Annotated in this window: 13 protein-coding genes and 1 pseudogene; 4 read left to right on the top strand and 10 right to left on the bottom strand. The window is 55.5% G+C overall.

Annotated features, from left to right (window positions below; genetic code table 11):
* The first annotated feature begins 120 nt into the window (after positions 1–120).
* Both QRN85_RS05840 and QRN85_RS05835 read left to right on the top strand, forming a co-directional pair.
* Complete coding sequence (locus QRN85_RS05840) at positions 121–807, top strand: response regulator (RefSeq protein ID WP_113170761.1); 687 nt, start codon at positions 121–123, stop codon at positions 805–807.
* A gap of 2 nt (positions 808–809) precedes the next feature.
* Positions 810–2,090, top strand: a complete 1,281-nt coding sequence (locus QRN85_RS05835; RefSeq protein WP_113170714.1) for a HAMP domain-containing sensor histidine kinase — start codon at positions 810–812, stop codon at positions 2,088–2,090.
* Between the two features lie 228 nt (positions 2,091–2,318).
* Here the strand turns inward: QRN85_RS05835 and QRN85_RS05830 are convergent, their stop codons facing one another.
* Positions 2,319–2,867 (bottom strand): TetR/AcrR family transcriptional regulator, encoded by a 549-nt coding sequence (locus QRN85_RS05830; RefSeq protein ID WP_284756885.1) that lies wholly within the window; start codon positions 2,865–2,867, stop codon positions 2,319–2,321.
* Positions 2,868–3,005: 138 nt separating this feature from the next.
* On the opposite strand from QRN85_RS05830, the gene bdcA reads away from it, so the two are divergent.
* On the top strand, positions 3,006–3,719 hold the full coding sequence (gene bdcA / locus QRN85_RS05825) for an SDR family oxidoreductase (RefSeq protein ID WP_113170712.1): 714 nt from the start codon (positions 3,006–3,008) through the stop codon (positions 3,717–3,719).
* Between the two features lie 77 nt (positions 3,720–3,796).
* On the opposite strand, the pseudogene QRN85_RS05820 reads toward bdcA, so the two are convergent.
* The 6 genes and pseudogenes from QRN85_RS05820 to QRN85_RS05795 all read right to left on the bottom strand — a co-directional run.
* Positions 3,797–3,978, bottom strand: a pseudogene (locus tag QRN85_RS05820) (IS3 family transposase); the annotation flags it as partial.
* A 9-nt stretch (positions 3,979–3,987) separates the two neighbouring features.
* The gene (locus QRN85_RS05815) at positions 3,988–4,860 is read right to left on the bottom strand and encodes a MurR/RpiR family transcriptional regulator (RefSeq protein ID WP_350225060.1); all 873 of its coding nucleotides are present in this window, start codon (positions 4,858–4,860) and stop codon (positions 3,988–3,990) included.
* Positions 4,861–4,951: 91 nt separating this feature from the next.
* The gene (locus QRN85_RS05810; RefSeq protein WP_113170711.1) at positions 4,952–5,896 is read right to left on the bottom strand and encodes an ABC transporter substrate-binding protein; all 945 of its coding nucleotides are present in this window, start codon (positions 5,894–5,896) and stop codon (positions 4,952–4,954) included.
* A gap of 11 nt (positions 5,897–5,907) precedes the next feature.
* Positions 5,908–6,876, bottom strand: coding sequence for a FecCD family ABC transporter permease (locus QRN85_RS05805; RefSeq protein WP_284757237.1), 969 nt, complete (start codon positions 6,874–6,876; stop codon positions 5,908–5,910).
* 74 nt (positions 6,877–6,950) lie between these two features.
* Positions 6,951–7,976 carry a FecCD family ABC transporter permease gene (locus QRN85_RS05800; protein ID WP_284756886.1) on the bottom strand — a complete coding sequence of 342 codons (1,026 nt, stop codon included), beginning with the start codon at positions 7,974–7,976 and terminating at the stop codon, positions 6,951–6,953.
* Complete coding sequence (locus tag QRN85_RS05795; RefSeq protein ID WP_113170708.1) at positions 7,973–8,788, bottom strand: ABC transporter ATP-binding protein; 816 nt, start codon at positions 8,786–8,788, stop codon at positions 7,973–7,975. Before QRN85_RS05795 ends, QRN85_RS05800 begins: the two co-directional genes overlap by 4 nt.
* A gap of 267 nt (positions 8,789–9,055) precedes the next feature.
* On the opposite strand from QRN85_RS05795, the gene QRN85_RS05790 reads away from it, so the two are divergent.
* Positions 9,056–11,236, top strand: a complete 2,181-nt coding sequence (locus tag QRN85_RS05790; protein WP_284756888.1) for a TonB-dependent siderophore receptor — start codon at positions 9,056–9,058, stop codon at positions 11,234–11,236.
* Positions 11,237–11,352: 116 nt separating this feature from the next.
* Here the strand turns inward: QRN85_RS05790 and QRN85_RS05785 are convergent, their stop codons facing one another.
* From QRN85_RS05785 to QRN85_RS05775, 3 genes are all read right to left on the bottom strand, one after another.
* Positions 11,353–12,408, bottom strand: a complete 1,056-nt coding sequence (locus QRN85_RS05785) for a prolipoprotein diacylglyceryl transferase (protein WP_113170706.1) — start codon at positions 12,406–12,408, stop codon at positions 11,353–11,355.
* A 592-nt stretch (positions 12,409–13,000) separates the two neighbouring features.
* Entirely contained in the window at positions 13,001–15,193 is a 2,193-nt protein-coding gene (locus QRN85_RS05780; RefSeq protein WP_113170705.1) for a sensor domain-containing phosphodiesterase, read from the bottom strand.
* Positions 15,194–15,484: 291 nt separating this feature from the next.
* On the bottom strand, positions 15,485–17,302 hold the full coding sequence (locus QRN85_RS05775) for a methyl-accepting chemotaxis protein (RefSeq protein WP_502870741.1): 1,818 nt from the start codon (positions 17,300–17,302) through the stop codon (positions 15,485–15,487).
* Positions 17,303–17,363: the final 61 nt, after the last annotated feature.

Below are 17,363 nucleotides of genomic sequence, written 5' to 3'. Positions count from 1 at the left end.
CCTGCACTATAGGGATGGTGATGTTAATGTCGGTCAAGAACGTGTTAAGTTATGTAAAAGTGCTGTATTTGCAGGCGCCAGGCTTTAGAGGTGGAAGCATCGACGCGACGGATGCAAGATATGCCCAAGGTGCTTTTAATCGACGATGACATCGAGCTGACAAATCTGCTCTGCGAATACCTGACCGAAGAAGGCTTCTCTGTTACCACCACGAACGATGGCAGAACCGGTGTGGCCGCAGCCACAACCTCGTCGATCGATCTCATTGTTCTTGACATCATGATGCCACGCATAAACGGCCTCGATGTGCTGCGGAAAATCCGGCAGGTCAGCGATGTTCCGGTTTTGATGCTCACCGCCCGCGGAGACGACATCGATAGAATTTCCGGCCTCAATCTGGGCGCGGACGATTATGTTGCCAAGCCCTGTTCGCCAGGAGAGTTGGCGGCTCGAATTCGCGCCATTCTGCGTCGTTCCGGCCGGAGCGAGCGGGATGGATCACTGGAAATGCTAAAGACCGGCGCACTGATGCTCTATCCGTCAAACCGCAGAGCGGAGTGGCACGGTTCCCAGCTCGAACTGACGGGTACCGAGTTCAGCCTGCTCGAGGTTCTTGTCCGGTCCGCCGGGCAGCTCGTATCCAAACAGGATATTTCCCTTCGCGCCTTCGGCAAACCTCTGACGGCATTTGACCGTCGCATCGACGTCCATATCAGCAGTATCCGCCAAAAGCTTGGAACGCGCGAAGACGGGCAGCCCTGGATTCAGGCCGTAAGAGGACGCGGCTATCAGCTGTTAGAGGGCTAGCGATGCATCGACTGTTCTGGAAATTCTTCACCGTGGTTTGGCTGGCCATGGCAGGGTCAATAGCGCTGTTGTTTGCCATCAGCACCCTGTTCCAATCTCCTTTTGAAGAAGAAGTCACCAGCCGCGAAAACAGGCTTGCCTTGGACATAACGGCCCAGGTCTTGCAATCAGATGGATTGGACGCTGCACAGAAGCTGGTGGCAGCCATGCAGCGCACCGGTCGAGAATTATCCATTCGCATCAGCCCGGTTGGTCCAGCAATCGACTGCGTGGTAAAGGCGGGACATGATCTGATCTTGAACACGGTAAGCGACGGGAATTGCTACGAGGTCGAAATTGCCGGCTCGCATCAGGGTGTCATTTCGAAAACCTGGCCGCGGACAGTTCCATGGTTGGCCGCACTTCTGGCGGCAGCGGGAGCGGCTTACTGGCTCGCTCGATACTTTATCACCCCTGTAGAGCAACTCAGATATGGGCTGCGAGCCATAGCAGATGGCCAACTTGATGTTCGAATAGCCCATACAATTGGCAGCAAGCGCGACGAAGTCGCCTCTCTGGCGCACGACCTTGACATTACGGCAGCACGGCTTCAGGAACTCCAGATTGCACAGCAACAGTTGTTTCACGATGTCTCTCACGAGATACGCTCGCCCCTGTCTAGATTGCAGGCAGCCATAGGCGTTCTACAACAAAACCCAGCGCGGTTGACGGCAATGATCGAGCGGATGGGGAAAGAGGTCGAGCGCTTGGACGAATTGGTCGGGGGAATTCTGACTCTGGCCAGGCTTTCGGAAAGACAGGCTACCCGCTTTGACCGGCAAACCCTCGATGTTGTCGATCTTGTCAGAGAGATTGTCGAGGACGCGAGTTTCGAGGGCCAGTCCCGCGATATCAAAGTTCAATATGAAGGCGTCGATACATTCGTCGCTTCGGTCAATGGTGAATTGATCTACCGGGCTCTAGAAAACGTGATCCGCAATGCGATTGCCTACACCCGAGACAAAACGTCTGTTCTGGTCACCTCGAAGGTCCACGGTCAGCAACTTACGCTGTCGATCCAGGATGAGGGCCCCGGCGTAGCGGAGGCGGAACTGGACGCTATTTTCCAACCGTTCTCACAAAGCTCGACCGTCACGACCCGCTCGGGCTTTGGCCTCGGCCTTGCCATCACACGTCGCGCCGCCGAATGGCATGGCGGCGGCGCATTTGCCACCAATACGCCGTCAGGCGGGCTGCGCGTAGACATCACCATTCCAGCGAGTTGTCGAGATACAGGACAATGAGCTAGCCGGCGCGAGAGATATCGCCGGCGCTGAACCCTGTGTGGACGGCGGATTTCGTCACGTGCAATGGGCCATCGAACCAGTGAACCCTATCTCGAGCAGCCCGGTTTCACAGCGCAGTACGGCAAGTCTCACGATCAACTCGCAAGATTCTACCAACTCGTCACTAAGAATGCATCCAGGAATGCAAGGCCATCAACGGAAATGGTGAAATCTAAAGGCCCACCCTCAGTCCAATCTCGTTGAATTTTTCTCAGGTGAAAGCGCCTGCTCAAGAACCGAGCTGGCGAGCCGGGCTGTTGCTAGCAAGCGGGTCAGGTCGCTGCCATTGCGCGCCTTGGCTGAAAGCCCGGACATTGTTGTACTGATATAGTCGGTAACGCTTGCAGCCGCTTCCGGGTGGCGTTCGCTGATATAATCGCGGATTACGGTCTCTGCAGCGATAGTGCAGGCCAGCGCCGCTTCGCGCACTTCTGTGTCGTTGCAACGGGTGCTCTCCAACACAAGGCAACCGGCTGCGGGATCGGATGAATAGCGACGCGCAGCCTCCTCTAGAACCTCAGCGAGAGCCTCCGCAACCGGACGATCTGCGCGCAGAATCTCTTGGAGAGGAATGGCCCCGGTCGTGGCCCAGCGGTCGAGAACGCGAGTGTAAAGGCCCGCCTTACTGTCAAATGCAGAGTAGAAGCTGGGAGGATTTATGCCCAGCGCCTCTGTAATATCGGCGACACTGACTGCATCGTATCCACGCGCGTGGAAGAGCTGTTGAGCCGTCATAACTGCGTCGTCCGGATCGAAGCGACGAGGACGTCCCCTCACTTTTGATATTTTTGTAGGGTTCATTATAAAACTCGTTGACTTTGATTTCAGCTTCTTTATGTAGCATATACTACATTAATTAGCAAGGAGATCGCCATGACCGCATTCCAGGATAAAACAATTCTCGTGCTCGGTGGGAGCCGCGGCATTGGCGCAGCAATCGTGCGGCGTTTCGTGTCCGATGGCGCTAAGGTGACGTTCACCTATTCCGGCTCACGTGAGGCGGCGGAAAAACTTGCCGCCGAGACAGGCAGCACTGCGATCATGACGGATAGCGGCGACAGGGACGCTGTCATTGCAACGGTGAGAGAAAGCGGACCCTTGGACGTGCTGGTCGTCAACGCCGGCTTTGCAGTATTCGGCGACGCTTTGGAACAGGATCCTGACGCCATCGATCGTCTTTTCCGGGTAAATATCCACGCGCCCTATCACGCCTCTGTCGAGGCTGCCCGGCAGATGCCTGACGGTGGCCGGATCATTGTCATCGGCTCTGTCAACGGGGATAGAATGCCCGTGCCTGGCATGGCCTCCTACGCTCTCAGCAAGTCCGCCCTGCAGGGCATGGCGCGGGGGCTCGCGAGAGACTTCGGCCCGCGCGGCATTACAATCAACATTGTACAGCCAGGACCAATCGACACAGATGCCAACCCGCAAGATGGTCCGATGAGAGATCTGATGCATAGCTTCATGGCCATCAAGCGTCATGGCCGACCCGAAGAAGTGGCAGGCATGGTAGCCTGGCTGGCCGGGCCGGAAGCCGGTTTCGTGACCGGCGCCATGCACACCATCGACGGCGCGTTCGGGGCTTGAGGTAACTATTCTCTGATTGGGCAAAGCCAACCTTCCTCGCAATAGAGCAGGTTGATGCGATTGAAACCGGACGGCTATCCATCACGCTGAAGCAAGATGAACATCGAGGATAGCCGAACCGGCGGCGCTCATTAGCCAGATCGAGCAGCTTCGCACGTAACTCGACCTCCGGCGGTCGAGAGGATCGATAGCGGATCGTCTTTCGGTCGGCGGATATGATCTGGCAGGCCCGCCACTCCGAAAACCCCCTTGTAACCTTGCTCGTCCCTCAGCGCTTGTTTGGCCTGATCTGATGACGCAGTTCCACCAGTCGGTCCAGTGTTTGCAGCGTTTTGTTGCGGTTCTTGCCTGCCAATGCCAATGTCAGGGCCTCGACGAAAACGAGTGAAGCGCTGTGCATCGCGACCTTTTCCTTTTTGGCGCGAGGCAACACGATGGTTGCTTTCGTATGTTGCGCCAAAGCCGTTTCCTCTTTACCGACCAATGCGATGATCGGAACCGAAAGCCGTTGAGCCTCGGCAATTGTCGTCATCACTTCCCGGTGCGGGCGGCCGTGGGCGAGGATCAGCAGGACGTCGCCTTCTTCCATCTGGACGATCTGTTCGGCCAGCATGATGCCAGTTCGGTTCAACTCGTAAGACTGAAAGCCGGATCTTATGAAATTGCGCGACGCGTAGGTCGCTATGATGCCGGATGCGCCGATGCCGAAGACGCCGATTTTCCGGGCCTCGCTCAGCAGGTTGACGGCTGTTGCGATTGATCGGCGATTTTCTTCCGACGACATGGCCTGCATGGCATGTCCCATATCCGCTACCACAAAATCGACAGCCGAATTGGCATCGTCCGAAAGCTCTTCCGCAGTCGCCGCCATTTTTTCGGATGGTGAATCGGTTGCGCCAAGATGGCTTTCCAGCGTTTCCTTGAGGTCGACCAATCCCTCGAAGCCCAATGCCTGGATGGCCCGGATGACGGTTGCATCCGAGGTTCCGAGTTCCCGTCCGATCTCCAGCGCGGATTGTGCCAGAACCGTATGCCTGTGCTTGTCGATGTAATCAGCTACCGCGAGCAGACCAGGAGAAAGCGTAGCCCGTTTCTTCTTCAGCCGCTCCCCAAAAAGGTCTGTGTGTCTTCTCTTCAACACGGAATTGCGCATCGATACCTTGGTCTTTACGTCAAAATTAGCAATTGTCGCACAGTGCCCGCACATGGCAGATTTTGCAAAGCCGAAAGCTTCATCGAACCATCGGGCGCGGCGCTATCGAGGATTTGACAACCGCAGTCATTAAAGCCATCGCCGCATAGCTGTTGGATATGGCCTCTTCCCGGGACACCATGATGTAACGCCCTTGAATGCAGGCTTTGAGAAAGCTGCAAAATTCAGGCACGACTTTTTCCATGGCGGCGATTTCCTCCTTCGAGGTTGCTCCAGTATCCGAGCGATAGGGATCGAAGATGAAATCGGCATCGACATCCGCAAGTCGCTCGCCGCTTACTTCTATGCGTCCGCCCTCGGGAATATCGTCAATGATCTTTGGAAAGCGAAAGCCCGCATCTCTGAGCACCTGACCTAGCGCGCGGTAGGTGTGGTAAATGCTGATCTTGCCATTCAGCGGCTGAATGACCGAAACTGTAGTGTTACCCGTGTCGACTGCCGTCTTCAGTTCCGCAATGCCTGCGCGATATCGTTGGTCGAGAATGGCGAGCCTGTCCTGCGTCTTTGTCAGTTCCGCAAGCTTTTGATACGCATGCGCGGTCCCAAGGCTCGTGGGGTCGAGGACGATGGTTGGCGCGATTTTTTCAAGCGTGGAAACCGGGGTAGGACGTCCGGTAGCGGTTATGATCACATCCGGTTTCTGTTCAGCCAGCGCTTCAAGATCGATATCGACCGCGCCGAGAAATGCCATGTCAGAATTGCTGAAATCGACGCCGGTCAGTATTGCACTCGAACGTAGGTAAGGCTTGCCGTCGGTACCGATCCTGCCATGGCTAGCGATGGGCAATATGCCGAGTTCGATCAAGGGAATGGTGACATCGATATCGTGCAGCGAGGCAATGCGCAGGGTCCTGTCAGGGAGTTGGACGCTACGGCCTGCATCATCGATGAAGGTGCGCATCTCTTCTGCTGCAAGCGGGTTTAAAACCGATAGAAAAAAACATGCGATAAGAAGCAGGCGCATGATGTTGCCTTTCAAAGTTGATCGCGGCGACGCCACAGAAGGAGAAGAAGAACGGGTACACCGATCAGGGCCAGAACGATGCCTGCTGGGATTTGCAGGGGTGCAAAGGCCTTGCGGCCAACCGTGTCTGATACCACAAGAAGTGTAGCACCAATCAAGAAGCTGCCCGCAAGAAGCGATTTTTGCCCGCCACCGATAAACATCCGCGCCGTATGCGGCGCGATGAGGCCGACAAAGCCGATGCTGCCCACGCAGGACACGGCGGTCGCCGTCATCAAAACAGGCGCGCAAAGGTGGATGATGGCAAGCGTCTTCGCCGGCACACCCAGGCCGACGGTTGCGCTGTCTCCCAGAATCGAGACATCTGCCCAGCGGGCGGTGGCGAACATCAGGATGCAACCGGTGAGCAGGCCCGTAAGCGCTAACGGCACCATGTCCGGCGTCACGGTTGCGAGGCTTCCCGCCAGCCATGTCAATGCAATCTGAACGCGGTCAATATCCGAAACGGTGATCAGCAGCGAGATGACAGCGGAAAGCAGCCAGGAAAAACCGATGCCGATCAGCACGAAGCGCAGGCGTGACAGTGACCCGGCAATGAGAGCGACTGCCGCCGCGACCGCAAAGCCTCCGGCCATTCCGAGGAAAGGCCGAAACCCCAGGGGCGTATGCGGAAAAGCGATGATCGCGAGGACAATCACCAAAACCGCTCCTTCGCGCACTCCCAGCAAGCCCGGGTCGGCAAGTCCGTTTCGCGTCAGCGACTGGAGTGCCGCACCTGAAAGCCCTAGCATGGCACCGCAGCTCAAAGCTATGATCGTACGCGGGAGCCTCAGATCGCCGATGATGGATAGGCCGGTGGCGTCTGCCGGGTTGCTGGCCAACGCCAAAAGCTCGTTCCAGCCCGCTTGCCCGCTTCCGGAGACCAGCGCCAGCAGGCTGACAGAGAGAAGCCCAATAACGAGCAATGTCACGACGAGCATGCGCCGGGGATGAAGTCTGAGACCAACTGCGTGACATCGCAGGAGCCAATAGCCATTGCCGAGCTTTTTCACCGTCATCGCAAGACCCTCGCGACGACGATAATGAAGACGGGTGCCCCCACGAAGGCAGTCATCAGCCCCGTCGCCAGATCGTGCGGCGCGGCGATTGTCCTTGCCGCTATATCAGCGGCAATCATGAGATTGGCGCCGAGCAATGCGGAGAGCGGGAGCGACATCATATGCCGCCCATCCGCTAAGCGGTGGGCAACACCCGCAACGATAAGGCCAACGAAACCGATTGGCCCTGCGAGCGCGACGGATGAGCCGCAGAAAAGGGCAGTGGCGGCAAGACCGATGAGTTTCGTTTGCCTCACGGGCACGCCAAGCCCCGCTGCCGTCGCATCTCCCAGAGCCAGAACATCGAGCCGAAGCGCGATCCATACCGTCAGACCGAGAGCAATCGTAAGCAGCGGCAGCGCGCTGGAGATGTTGGCAAGCGAAATGCCTGAGAGGTCCCCGGCCAGCCAGAACCGCATCTGCTCCAGCGTTTCCTGGTCGAGGATGAGTATTGCCGAGACGCAGGCCGAGGCCAGAGCCGAAAGCGCGATGCCACAAAAGGTGACCTTCGAGATGGTCATGCCCGTGCGTCCCGCAGAAGATAATGCAAGGATGATCGCGAAGAGCACACCGCTTCCCATGGTCGCCGCAAGCTGGCGGCTCATCGAAAGCGCCAGCATGTTCGCGGGCAGCGCCGTCATGATGACGATGGCGAGGCTGGCTCCGGCATTGAGGCCGAGGATATGAGGTTCCGCCAAGGGGTTTCGCAAGATCGACTGCATGAGACGACCTGCAATCCCGAGAGATGCGCCGCAGACGATGGCGGCAAGCAGCCGCGGCAGGCGCAGCTTCAAAAGTATCTGCTGTTCAAAGCTCCCATGGTCGCGGGCAAAAATCGTATCGACAATGAACTGTGCCGATACCGGTCGCGCGCCGACGCCGAGATGAAGGAGGCCGAGCATCACGATCATGACCAGGCCACATGGCAGCCATAGAGACCGAAATCCGTTGCCGGTACTTTTCATCGCCGCAGTCAGGCTCACGCGACCTGTGTCCTGGGGTGAGGATCAGGCAAAAAGATCGGCTTGCCGGTTGTGGGGTGCCAGACGGATGTAACCTTCGTATCAAAGACGGTTTCAATATGTTCCACTGTGCATTGCTCAACCGTTTCAACGACGTGATGGATCGCGCCACCCTTCATAAGGACTAGTCGATCCGCATATTGAAGGGCGGCATTAAGGTCGTGCAGCACGGCAACGATGGTCTTGTTGGCCGTGCGTGTCAGGCTCGATAGAAGCTCCATGACCTCGACCTGATAGCGAAGATCGAGAAATGTCGTCGGCTCATCAAAGAGAATTGTCGCTGTGTCCTGTGCAAGGGCCAGTGCAATGAAGCAGCGCTGCCGCTGGCCTCCCGACAGGCTATCAACCGTTCGCGACGACAGCTCTGCAATGCCAGTCATCTCCAGGGCGCGGTTTACCGCGTCCTCGTCGGTCTCATCCCACGACATGAGGATTCCGCTATGGGGGTACCGTCCACGCGACACCAAGTCGTAAACCTTGAGGCCTTCAGGTGTAAGCGGCGCTTGCGGCAGAAGCGAAAGCTTGCGCGCGACGTCTTTTGTGGGCAGCTTGCTGATATCGTGTCCATCCAGATGCACGGTGCCGCCCGAGGGCTTCAGGATGCGGCAGAGAACGGAGAGCAGGGTCGATTTGCCTGATCCGTTCGGTCCCGCCAATGCGGTGAATTTACCCTTGGGAATGACCAGCGAAACATCCGAAAGCACCGTCGAGCGCTGGTAACCCGCAGTTACAAGCGCGACATCAAGCGCGTTGCAATCGCCGTCAGTTCGCATTCACTCAGCCATTTCGTTCAAAAAAATATACGCGTCGTGTCTATTATATGAATGTAGTAGTCAACAATAATCAACGGATGTGGCCTGCAGGTAGCAGGCTAAAATCGGGCGGCAGGTGTGGTTTAGAGCCTGTTACGCTCCCCTTCGGTCCCGCGATTTCGATTGAAGGCCGTCCGTTTTCCGGATTTTAAAGTTGACTACTACATTCATGAAAATCATGAAGCCCTCTTGAGAGATTGATTTTGCATTCATGGGGACTGAATGAACATGGGATTCGACAGATGCGAGATGCAGGCAGCATTGATCGTGCTTTCGGTGGCGGGAAGCCTGAGCGCTCCGCCGGCGATGGCGCAGGAGATCGCTACCATTAAGAAGTCGGCCCGTCAGTCTGAGCAGGGTCAAAGTATCAAGACGGAAAAATCTACCGTTCTCACGCCCATCGTTGTCGACGGTTCGGGCGCTACGAATGGTTATCAGCCAAGATCGACCAGTACAGCCACGCGCTCCGACACCCCGCTGATCGATATTCCCCAGGCGGTCAATGTCGTCAGCCATTCGGTTCTGGAAGACCAGAACGCCACCAATCTCGATGAGGCACTCGGCAATATCAGTGGCGTTACCCAGACCAACACGCTGGGCGGGACGCAAGATTCCATTATTCGCCGTGGGTTCGGTGACAACAGAGACGGATCTATTCTTACCAACGGATTAAAAACAGCCATCCCGCGTTCGTTCAATGCCATGACGGATCGTGTTGAAGTGCTCAAAGGTCCGTCCTCCACCCTTTATGGCATTCTCGATCCTGGCGGCATGGTCAATGTCGTGACGAAGAAGCCGGAAGAGACGTTTTCAGGCGAAGTCTACGGCAACCTTTCAAGCTTCGGAGGTGGCACGACGGGCGTCGATGTTACCGGCCCGATCGAAGGCACCGACCTCTCCTATCGCCTGATCGGCGAATACAAGGATGTTGAATACTGGCGCAACTTCGGTGAGAGCAAGCATTGGCTGGTATCTCCATCTCTGAAATGGACCGGTGAAGATACCGAAATTACCGCGACCTATATGCATGAGGATTATAGCGTGCCCTTTGATCGGGGCACGATCTTCGACACGACCACGGGCCGTGCCGTGAATGTGGATCGCAAGATCCGTTTTGACGAACCCTATAACATCACTGACGGAAAGTCCGACCTCTTCCAGGTCGAGATTGACCACCGGCTCAATGATAACTGGAATCTTGGTATCGATTACAGCTACAGCCGCAATGTCTATTCAGACAACCAGGCACGCGTATTAGGCTATAATGCAACGACTGGCGTCCTGACGAGAAGAGCGGACGCGACGGATTATTCCACGATTTATAATAACGCCGTGCGCACAGATCTTACCGGAGAGGTCGATGTCGGAGGAATGCAGCATGACCTCCTGATCGGGGCGTCCTACGATTACAGCGACACGCTTCGCACGGATATGCTTCGTTGTGGAAACTCTACCAGTTTCAATATGTACAATCCCGTTTACGGCAATCTACCCGAATGCTCGACTGTCTCCGCATCCGATAGCGATCAGACTGAAAAGCTTTCGACGGCATCTGTCTATATGCAGGATTCGGTTCATCTCAGTGACCAATGGATTGTCGTCGGTGGTTTGCGATATCAGTATTATGACCTGCTCGCAGGCAAGGGGCGTCCGTTCAAGAACAACACCGATAGTTTTGGTGACGCCCTCGTTCCCAATGCGGGGATCGTCTATAAACTCACCCCAGACGTTGCCCTCTACGTGAATGCCGCCAAGACGTTTCGCCCGCAATCTTCCATTGCCAGCCTGTATGGCTCTCTGAAACCGGAAGAGGGGATTTCCTATGAGATCGGCTCGAAATTCGAGCTTCCCTCCGGGCTGACGGCAAACGTCGCTCTCTATACGTCAGACAAGGAAAACGTTGCGTATAGCGCGGTTGAAAGCGGTGTCAGTGTTGTCAAGGCGGCGGGGCTCGTTCGCGCACGGGGTGTGGAGATGGATATCGCCGGTTCACTCACGTCTGACCTCGATATCATCGCCAGCTATGCTTATACGGATGCTGAAGTCAAAGAGGGAGAAAACGCGGGCAAGCGGCCCGTCAATGTCGCCCGTCACACTGGTTCACTGTCTCTCGCCTACGACATGGGTGAAGTTGGTCCCGCCGGCAACAGGTTGAAAATTGGCGCGGGCATCCGCGCGGTTGGCGACAGGGCGGGTATCAATGACAACTCTTACGATCTGCCCGGATACGCCGTTGTCGACGCTTTCGCAGCATACACTTTTGCATCAGAACGACCGATCACCGTTCAGCTCAATCTTAAAAACATTTTTGATCGAACCTATTACACCTCTTCTATCGGAAGCACGGCCTTTGGAAACCAGATCGGAGAGCCGTTCAATGCTACGTTGACAGCACGCCTGAACTTCTAGGTGAGGTCTGTGCTTGCCGCTAACCGTTGGGGGGTATGCGTGTTGGTCCTCAAAAGAAGAACCTCTCTTGCGCGAGCAAAAGAGGTTTCAGCAACAATTTCATTCAGGCGACACAATCACGCTTCTGCGTAGTAGGTCTCAACGAGGCTTGCCTTCGGCTCATCGCTTTCGGTCTCACTGAGCAATGTGTTTTTAGCGACCGATGGGTCCTTATGGACGATAGCGTCGAGAAGCCCGCGAAGTAAGCGTTCTTTCTGCACCTCTTCAGCCCGGCTGCGGGCAGCTTCCGCCGCGGCTTTTTCTTCATCGGCAAAACGACGCGAGGACAATCTTGCTTCAATAACATCAAATCTGAAGGTCTGTTCGGTACGGGCAGAAACATGTGTTGATGCCGGCTGGTCAATACCGACATGCTCTGTCGTGCCGGGCTTGGACGGCGAGGTCGACTGGGGTGTAGACCCGTTATTGCCCTGCACCGGCGCTGGCCAAACGGTACTATCCTCTTCGACGGATGCCCCGCTCTCGGATTCGCTGCTGTTTGCGTTTGGCTCATCGGCGGCGGGTTCGGCATCAGTTGATTGCGGCTGCTCCTGTGTGCCAGTCGGCTCAGGTGCCGGGTCCCCTACCGCTTCCGATGAGTCTGCTGTTGTGGGGGTGGTTTCTGTGTCTGGGCCTGCCGAAGGCGACTCTTCGTTGGCATTTTCTGGTGGGGAAACGGTTGACTGGTCTTCGCCGCTGACGGATGAGCCATCTTCGGGCGGAGCAGAGGACGTCGGTTGTTCTTCTCCACCACCGGCAGATTCCGCTGGTAATGGACTGGACTGTTCCGTGCTTGCCTCCGTAGACGCACCATCGCTCGCCGATGGCGCATTGCTGCTTTCCGGGGCGTCAGATGTTTCGCCTACTGGTTCAGAACCTGAAGACGGCGACGGCGATGGCGAGTAAGTGCCGTCGTCTGTATCTGTATCTTCGTCATCAGCAGGGGCAGGGGTACTGGCTACAGGCTGGGTCGAGCTTGCAGGCGAAGTGGAGCTCTGGCTGGACGGAGCAGGAGAAGACGCATCACTTGTCGTCGTGCCCGACGAGCCAGTTGTGGTTTGTGTGCCCGACGTTTGCGTGTTGGAGCCGGCGTTCGTCGGAGTCGATTTTGGTGGAAAGAGTGCTTCTAACATGAGGGCGTGCCAAAGTTGCGATTGGCTGACTTGCTAAAGCTTGCCCCCTCAAATTTATGTGCATTTTGATTATCAAATTTTAATGAATTAGCGGAGCCTGCCTCAAGAGCCGCGATTATGGTCAATAACAACTTACTTTTATCGCGGTGCCCTGTGCTCACCTTTGCCGCGGTTGTCGTCGACGTCTGCTCAAAGCGCACTCACCGCAACGCGGATCACGACGCTATTTACCCGAAATCCCTGCAACAAATGGCACGGTAATCAAGCGATCTTCTGCGCGCCATTCGATATGACGCCGCTGCTAATGAGGGTGTGCTGGGGCACATGCATCGATTTCCGGTGTTGAAACGAGTAGCCTGCCGGTGGGACGCGAGTTCTTCAGACGAATGTCAACGTCATAGCCCCTATGATCACATAGGGTCTGGTGATGCTAAGGTCAGAGAGAGGCTCGCGAATGACGACCCGTTCGCAGGCCTATCGGGATCGCAGCGGATGCCGACGGTTCCTGTCTCGTCAAAAGCTGCGATCCTCGCCTCCAGCCGTCATAATTTCTCAGCACCGCAATGAGAGCTAATGTTCTTGAGGTGCTATCTCAGCCACCCACTGCGGTCTGGTTTGCGTCTGTTGTCAGGTAAAGGCGTGTGAACTCGCTCGCCTTCATCGGGCGCCCGTAGAGATAGCCCTGTCCTTCGTCGCACGCATAGTGCTGCATCAGATGTTCCTGTTCGAGTGTTTCAATGCCCTCAGCAATCACTTCGAGGTCAAATCCCGCTGCAAGTTTGGCGACCGCTTCAACGATTGCCTCATCTTTCTTGTTGCGCTCGCTGCCGCTGACAAACGATCGATCAATCTTTAGCCGGGTGACAGGATAGTCCTTCAAAAGGCTAAGCGATGCGAAGCCGGTTCCGAAGTCATCGAACGCAATTCCTACGCCGAGCGAGCGGAGGTAATGAAGGGGCTCCATAATTCGCTGTTCATTTCGCAGAATGATATTTTCCGTTATTTCCAATTCCAGCGCCGTTGCCGGTAAATGGCTGTCCGCAAGCGCTGCCTCGACGGATTTCGCAAAATCCCGGGTCCTGAATTGTGCTGCAAACAGATTGACGCCGATCCTGAAATGCTGGCAACCGGCCTGCCGCCAATGCGCTGCCTGCGCACATGCCGTGCGCAATATCCATTCGCCCACGGGAACAGCAAGAAGGCTTGCTTCCAGTACAGGCAAAAAGGCGGCAGGCGAGACAACACCAAGCTGTGGATGGTTCCATCTTATCAGCGCTTCTGCACCGGACAGGCTGCCATCGCTGAGCTTGATCTGAGGTTGGTAATAGAGTTCAAACTCCTGATTTTCCCAGGCTTGGCGGATTGAGGAACTCATGGCTCCCTTCTTCAAAGCCGTTTGGCGAAGCTCAGGTGTGAAGATGCGCACGAGGTGGCGACCGTCTGCTTTGGCCTGATACAGGGCCAGATCTGCGTTCCCCAGCATCCGCTCACTGTCGTCTTCCGGCCCCGATTTCAGAGAAATGCCGATACTGGCCCCGATATGGATGGGCTCGTTCTCGAATTCTATCGGTTCCTCGATAACGGAGATGAGGGTCGAAGCAAGCTGACTGGTTTTTATCGGGTCGACCGTTTCAGACATCACGATGACAAACTCGTCCCCACCCAGCCGGGCCACCATATGGTGGTCAGGAACGCTTTCTCTCAGACGGCGTGCAACAATCTTGAGGACAAAATCCCCCGCAGAATGCCCCAGCGTATCGTTCACGTCCTTGAAGCCGTCCAAATCAAGAAGGAGGAGCGCCAAAGGCTCATCGTCTTCGCAGGCCTGACGAATACGCCGCTTCAAACTCGACCTGTTTGCAAGGCCGGTCAGATCGTCGTATTCCGCAGCATGTTTCAGCTGTTTAACAGCTTCCAGACGGCTGGTTATATCCCGGATAATGGCCCCGAATTGCGGCTCGCCCGCCTCGTTCCATTGAGAAAGGGAGAGCTCTATCGGAACTTCGGAGCCGTCACGACGCTTCGCCGTCAAATTGATGGAGGTTCCAATGATGCGAGCGGGACCGCCGGATGCCACTCTGGCGAGACCCGCCCCGTGCCTGGCACGCATCGCGTCCGGCATGATGATGTCGAGAGGTTTGCCAAGCGCTTCTTCCTTGGAATACCCAAAAATCTCTTCTGCAGAAGCATTCCATGACGTGATCTGGTTTTTGCCGTTTGCGCAGATGATGGCGTCTGGAGATGTGGATGTGATGTTGATGAATTTGTTACGGCTGGTCTCGCTTTCCCGTTCCAACCGGCGCAATTCCATTCTTTCAAGGACCATGGCTGCCAGATCCTGAAGGACTCGCTGGTCACGAGCCGAGAACGTCATCCTCGGTTTCGGATCGATCAAACATAGGCTTCCAAGCGCATGTCCTTCAGCCGTGATGAGTGGTGCGCCAGCATAGAAGCGAATGTTCGGGTAGCCTGTAACCAACGCATTCGTTCGGAAGCGCTCATCCTTGGATGCATCCGGTATGACAAAGACTCTGGATTCCATGAGTGCGAAGGTGCAAAACGAAACATCTCTTCCGGTTTCGCACACATCCAGGCCGATACGAGCTTTAAAAAATTGCCGATCACGATGCACCAGAGAAATCAAAACGGTCGGGACGTCGAAGATTCGTGACGCCATCTGTATGATATGGTCGTATTCCCGCTCGGGCGCCGTATCCATCAGCGCGAAGCTATCCAGAACCTCGATTCGTTTTTCGTCATTATTGGGAATCGGGTAAAGGCTCATCACAATCGCTCGCTGGATTTATATCACAAATGAGCAAAAGCGAAAAAGCTTAATGCAGAGTGATTCCAAGACGAGAATTTGAGCCAGTACATCAAACCGTGCGATTAGCCTTTATGAGTTCTAAATAAATTTAAAGTGGTTCTAACTGAAGTAAAAAATGACATCAGTGCAAACAGATATGGGCGACCCACGCTGGCCGCCCATAATCCAAGCTATTCGTTTATTGTAGCCGTCGCAGTGTCCGATCATCTTCGCAAAGAAATTTGAGCGGACATTTTATCTGCGATTTTCCTAGAACTCTTCCCAGCTTGCTTGTGCCGCTGCGGTAGCTGAGGCACTCGCCGCCCGACGAGGGGCCACAGCTACGGATGGGCGTTGCGCTGCCGCGTGGTAATTTGCCGATGGTGCGCTTTTTGTCGTTGCCTGCCGCTTGATCTCGACAGGCTTTGCTGTTTGCGAGTGTTTCACAGCTTCAAAACGGAACTGATCGAGCAATTCGAACAGCGCGGCAGCTTCGTTGGCGAGTTCGTGGCTGGCCGCCGTTTGTTCTTCCACCATGGCAGCGTTCTGCTGCGTGCCCTGGTCAACTGAATTGATGGCCCGGTTGATTTCGCTCAGTGCAGTCGACTGCTCACGGGAGGCCTCCACGATCGCTGTAATATCGCCATTGATGTTCTCGACATGTGACGCGATCTCCTGCAGAGCCGTCCCCGCCTTCGTTACCAGCGCCACACCATTGCTGACGTAGGAGCCGGATGCGGTGATGAGGGTTTTGATCTCCTTAGCCGCTGTCGCTGAGCGCTGTGCAAGTTCACGCACCTCTTGAGCAACCACGGCAAATCCTTTGCCAGCCTCACCGGCGCGCGCCGCTTCGACACCGGCATTCAGTGCCAGCAAATTCGTTTGAAACGCGATTTCATCGATCACGCCGATGATGTTGGAAATTGCTTTCGACGATGCGTCGATCTGATCCATGGCGCTGATCGCTTCACGAACGACATTGCCCGAGTGATTGGCGTGGTCCTTGGTGCGAGCAACAAGACGACCAGCTTCCTCGGCACGCTGGCTGGAATCTTTCACGGTGGTCGTGATCTGTTCCAGGGCGGCAGCCGTTTCTTCAACAGAGGCCGCCTGCTGTTCTGTCCGCTTTGCCAGATCGTCTGCAGAAATACGGATTTCGTTAGAGCCAGCGGTAATCGCCTGGGCATTCTCTGCAACCGCAGCGAGCGCGAGCTTTAGTTTCTGGGATGCCGAATTAAAGTCCGTTCTAAGCCTCTCCAGGGAGGGGATGAATGGTTGCTCGATCTGCTGGGAGAGATCTCCGTCCGCAAACCTTGTCAATCCTAGCGCCAGCTGCTCGACATTTTGAACGCGACCGGTGATGTCGGTGGCAAACTTGACGACTTTGATGATCTTCCCGCTCGGGTCGAACACCGGATTATAGGACGCCTGGATATGGACATGACGTCCACCCTTGCCAATGCGCAGAAATTCGTCCGCGACGAACTCACCCATGCGCAATCGGGTCCAAAATTCCAGGTATCGTTGGGAGTTTGCCTCCGTAGGCTCTACAAACATGCGGTGGTGTTGACCGACTATTTCGTTCAGCGAATATCCCAGCGCCTTCAAGAAGTTTTCGTTGGCGGTGATAATCTTGCCTTCGGGTGTGAATTCGATTGTCGCCTGGGCGCGTGCGACCGCAGCCAGCTTAGAACCACTGTCCAGGCCATCCATCTTGGTCTGTGTGATGTCGTTTGCGAACTTGATGATCTTAAGCACCTTTCCACTGGTGCTTTTCACGGGGTTATAGTTCCCTCGAATCCAGATTTCGTCGCCATTCTTTGCGATGCGCTTGAACTCGCTGCACTCAAATGTGCCGCCCTGAAGCTTTCGCCAGAATGCGGTATATTCAGAAGAACCAGCATATTCTTTATCGACAAAGATGCGATGATGCTGTCCGATGATTTCTTTCTCGGTGTACCCCATCAAATCGCAAAAATTCTTATTCGCTCTGAGGATAGTGCCGTCCGTCTCAAATTCGATGATGGCGAAGGAGAGATCGAGTGCCGAGAGGACCAGATTGGAGTTGGAAGCAAAAATGTTCATCATGGAGCGCGCCTGGAGTGAGGGAATTGCTGTGACGGTTATATCCCAAGATAATTAATATATT

Source organism: Agrobacterium sp. fls2-241-TYG-188a, from assembly GCF_030209845.1.
The sequence above is the reverse complement of the archived record's forward strand: the minus strand, read 5'-3'. Positions and strand labels throughout refer to the sequence as shown.

Bases quoted from the DNA above. Each gene is read 5' to 3' on its own strand.
- QRN85_RS05840 (WP_113170761.1), top strand. From the start codon at position 121: ATGCCCAAGGTGCTTTTAATCGACGATGACATCGAGCTGACAAATCTG.
- QRN85_RS05835 (WP_113170714.1), top strand. From the start codon at position 810: ATGCATCGACTGTTCTGGAAATTCTTCACCGTGGTTTGGCTGGCCATG.
- QRN85_RS05830 (WP_284756885.1), bottom strand. From the start codon at position 2,867: ATGACGGCTCAACAGCTCTTCCACGCGCGTGGATACGATGCAGTCAGT.
- bdcA (WP_113170712.1), top strand. From the start codon at position 3,006: ATGACCGCATTCCAGGATAAAACAATTCTCGTGCTCGGTGGGAGCCGC.
- QRN85_RS05810 (WP_113170711.1), bottom strand. From the start codon at position 5,896: ATGCGCCTGCTTCTTATCGCATGTTTTTTTCTATCGGTTTTAAACCCG.
- QRN85_RS05805 (WP_284757237.1), bottom strand. From the start codon at position 6,876: ATGCTCGTCGTGACATTGCTCGTTATTGGGCTTCTCTCTGTCAGCCTG.
- QRN85_RS05795 (WP_113170708.1), bottom strand. From the start codon at position 8,788: ATGCGAACTGACGGCGATTGCAACGCGCTTGATGTCGCGCTTGTAACT.
- QRN85_RS05790 (WP_284756888.1), top strand. From the start codon at position 9,056: ATGGGATTCGACAGATGCGAGATGCAGGCAGCATTGATCGTGCTTTCG.
- QRN85_RS05785 (WP_113170706.1), bottom strand. From the start codon at position 12,408: ATGTTAGAAGCACTCTTTCCACCAAAATCGACTCCGACGAACGCCGGC.
- QRN85_RS05780 (WP_113170705.1), bottom strand. From the start codon at position 15,193: ATGAGCCTTTACCCGATTCCCAATAATGACGAAAAACGAATCGAGGTT.
- QRN85_RS05775 (WP_502870741.1), bottom strand. From the start codon at position 17,302: ATGATGAACATTTTTGCTTCCAACTCCAATCTGGTCCTCTCGGCACTC.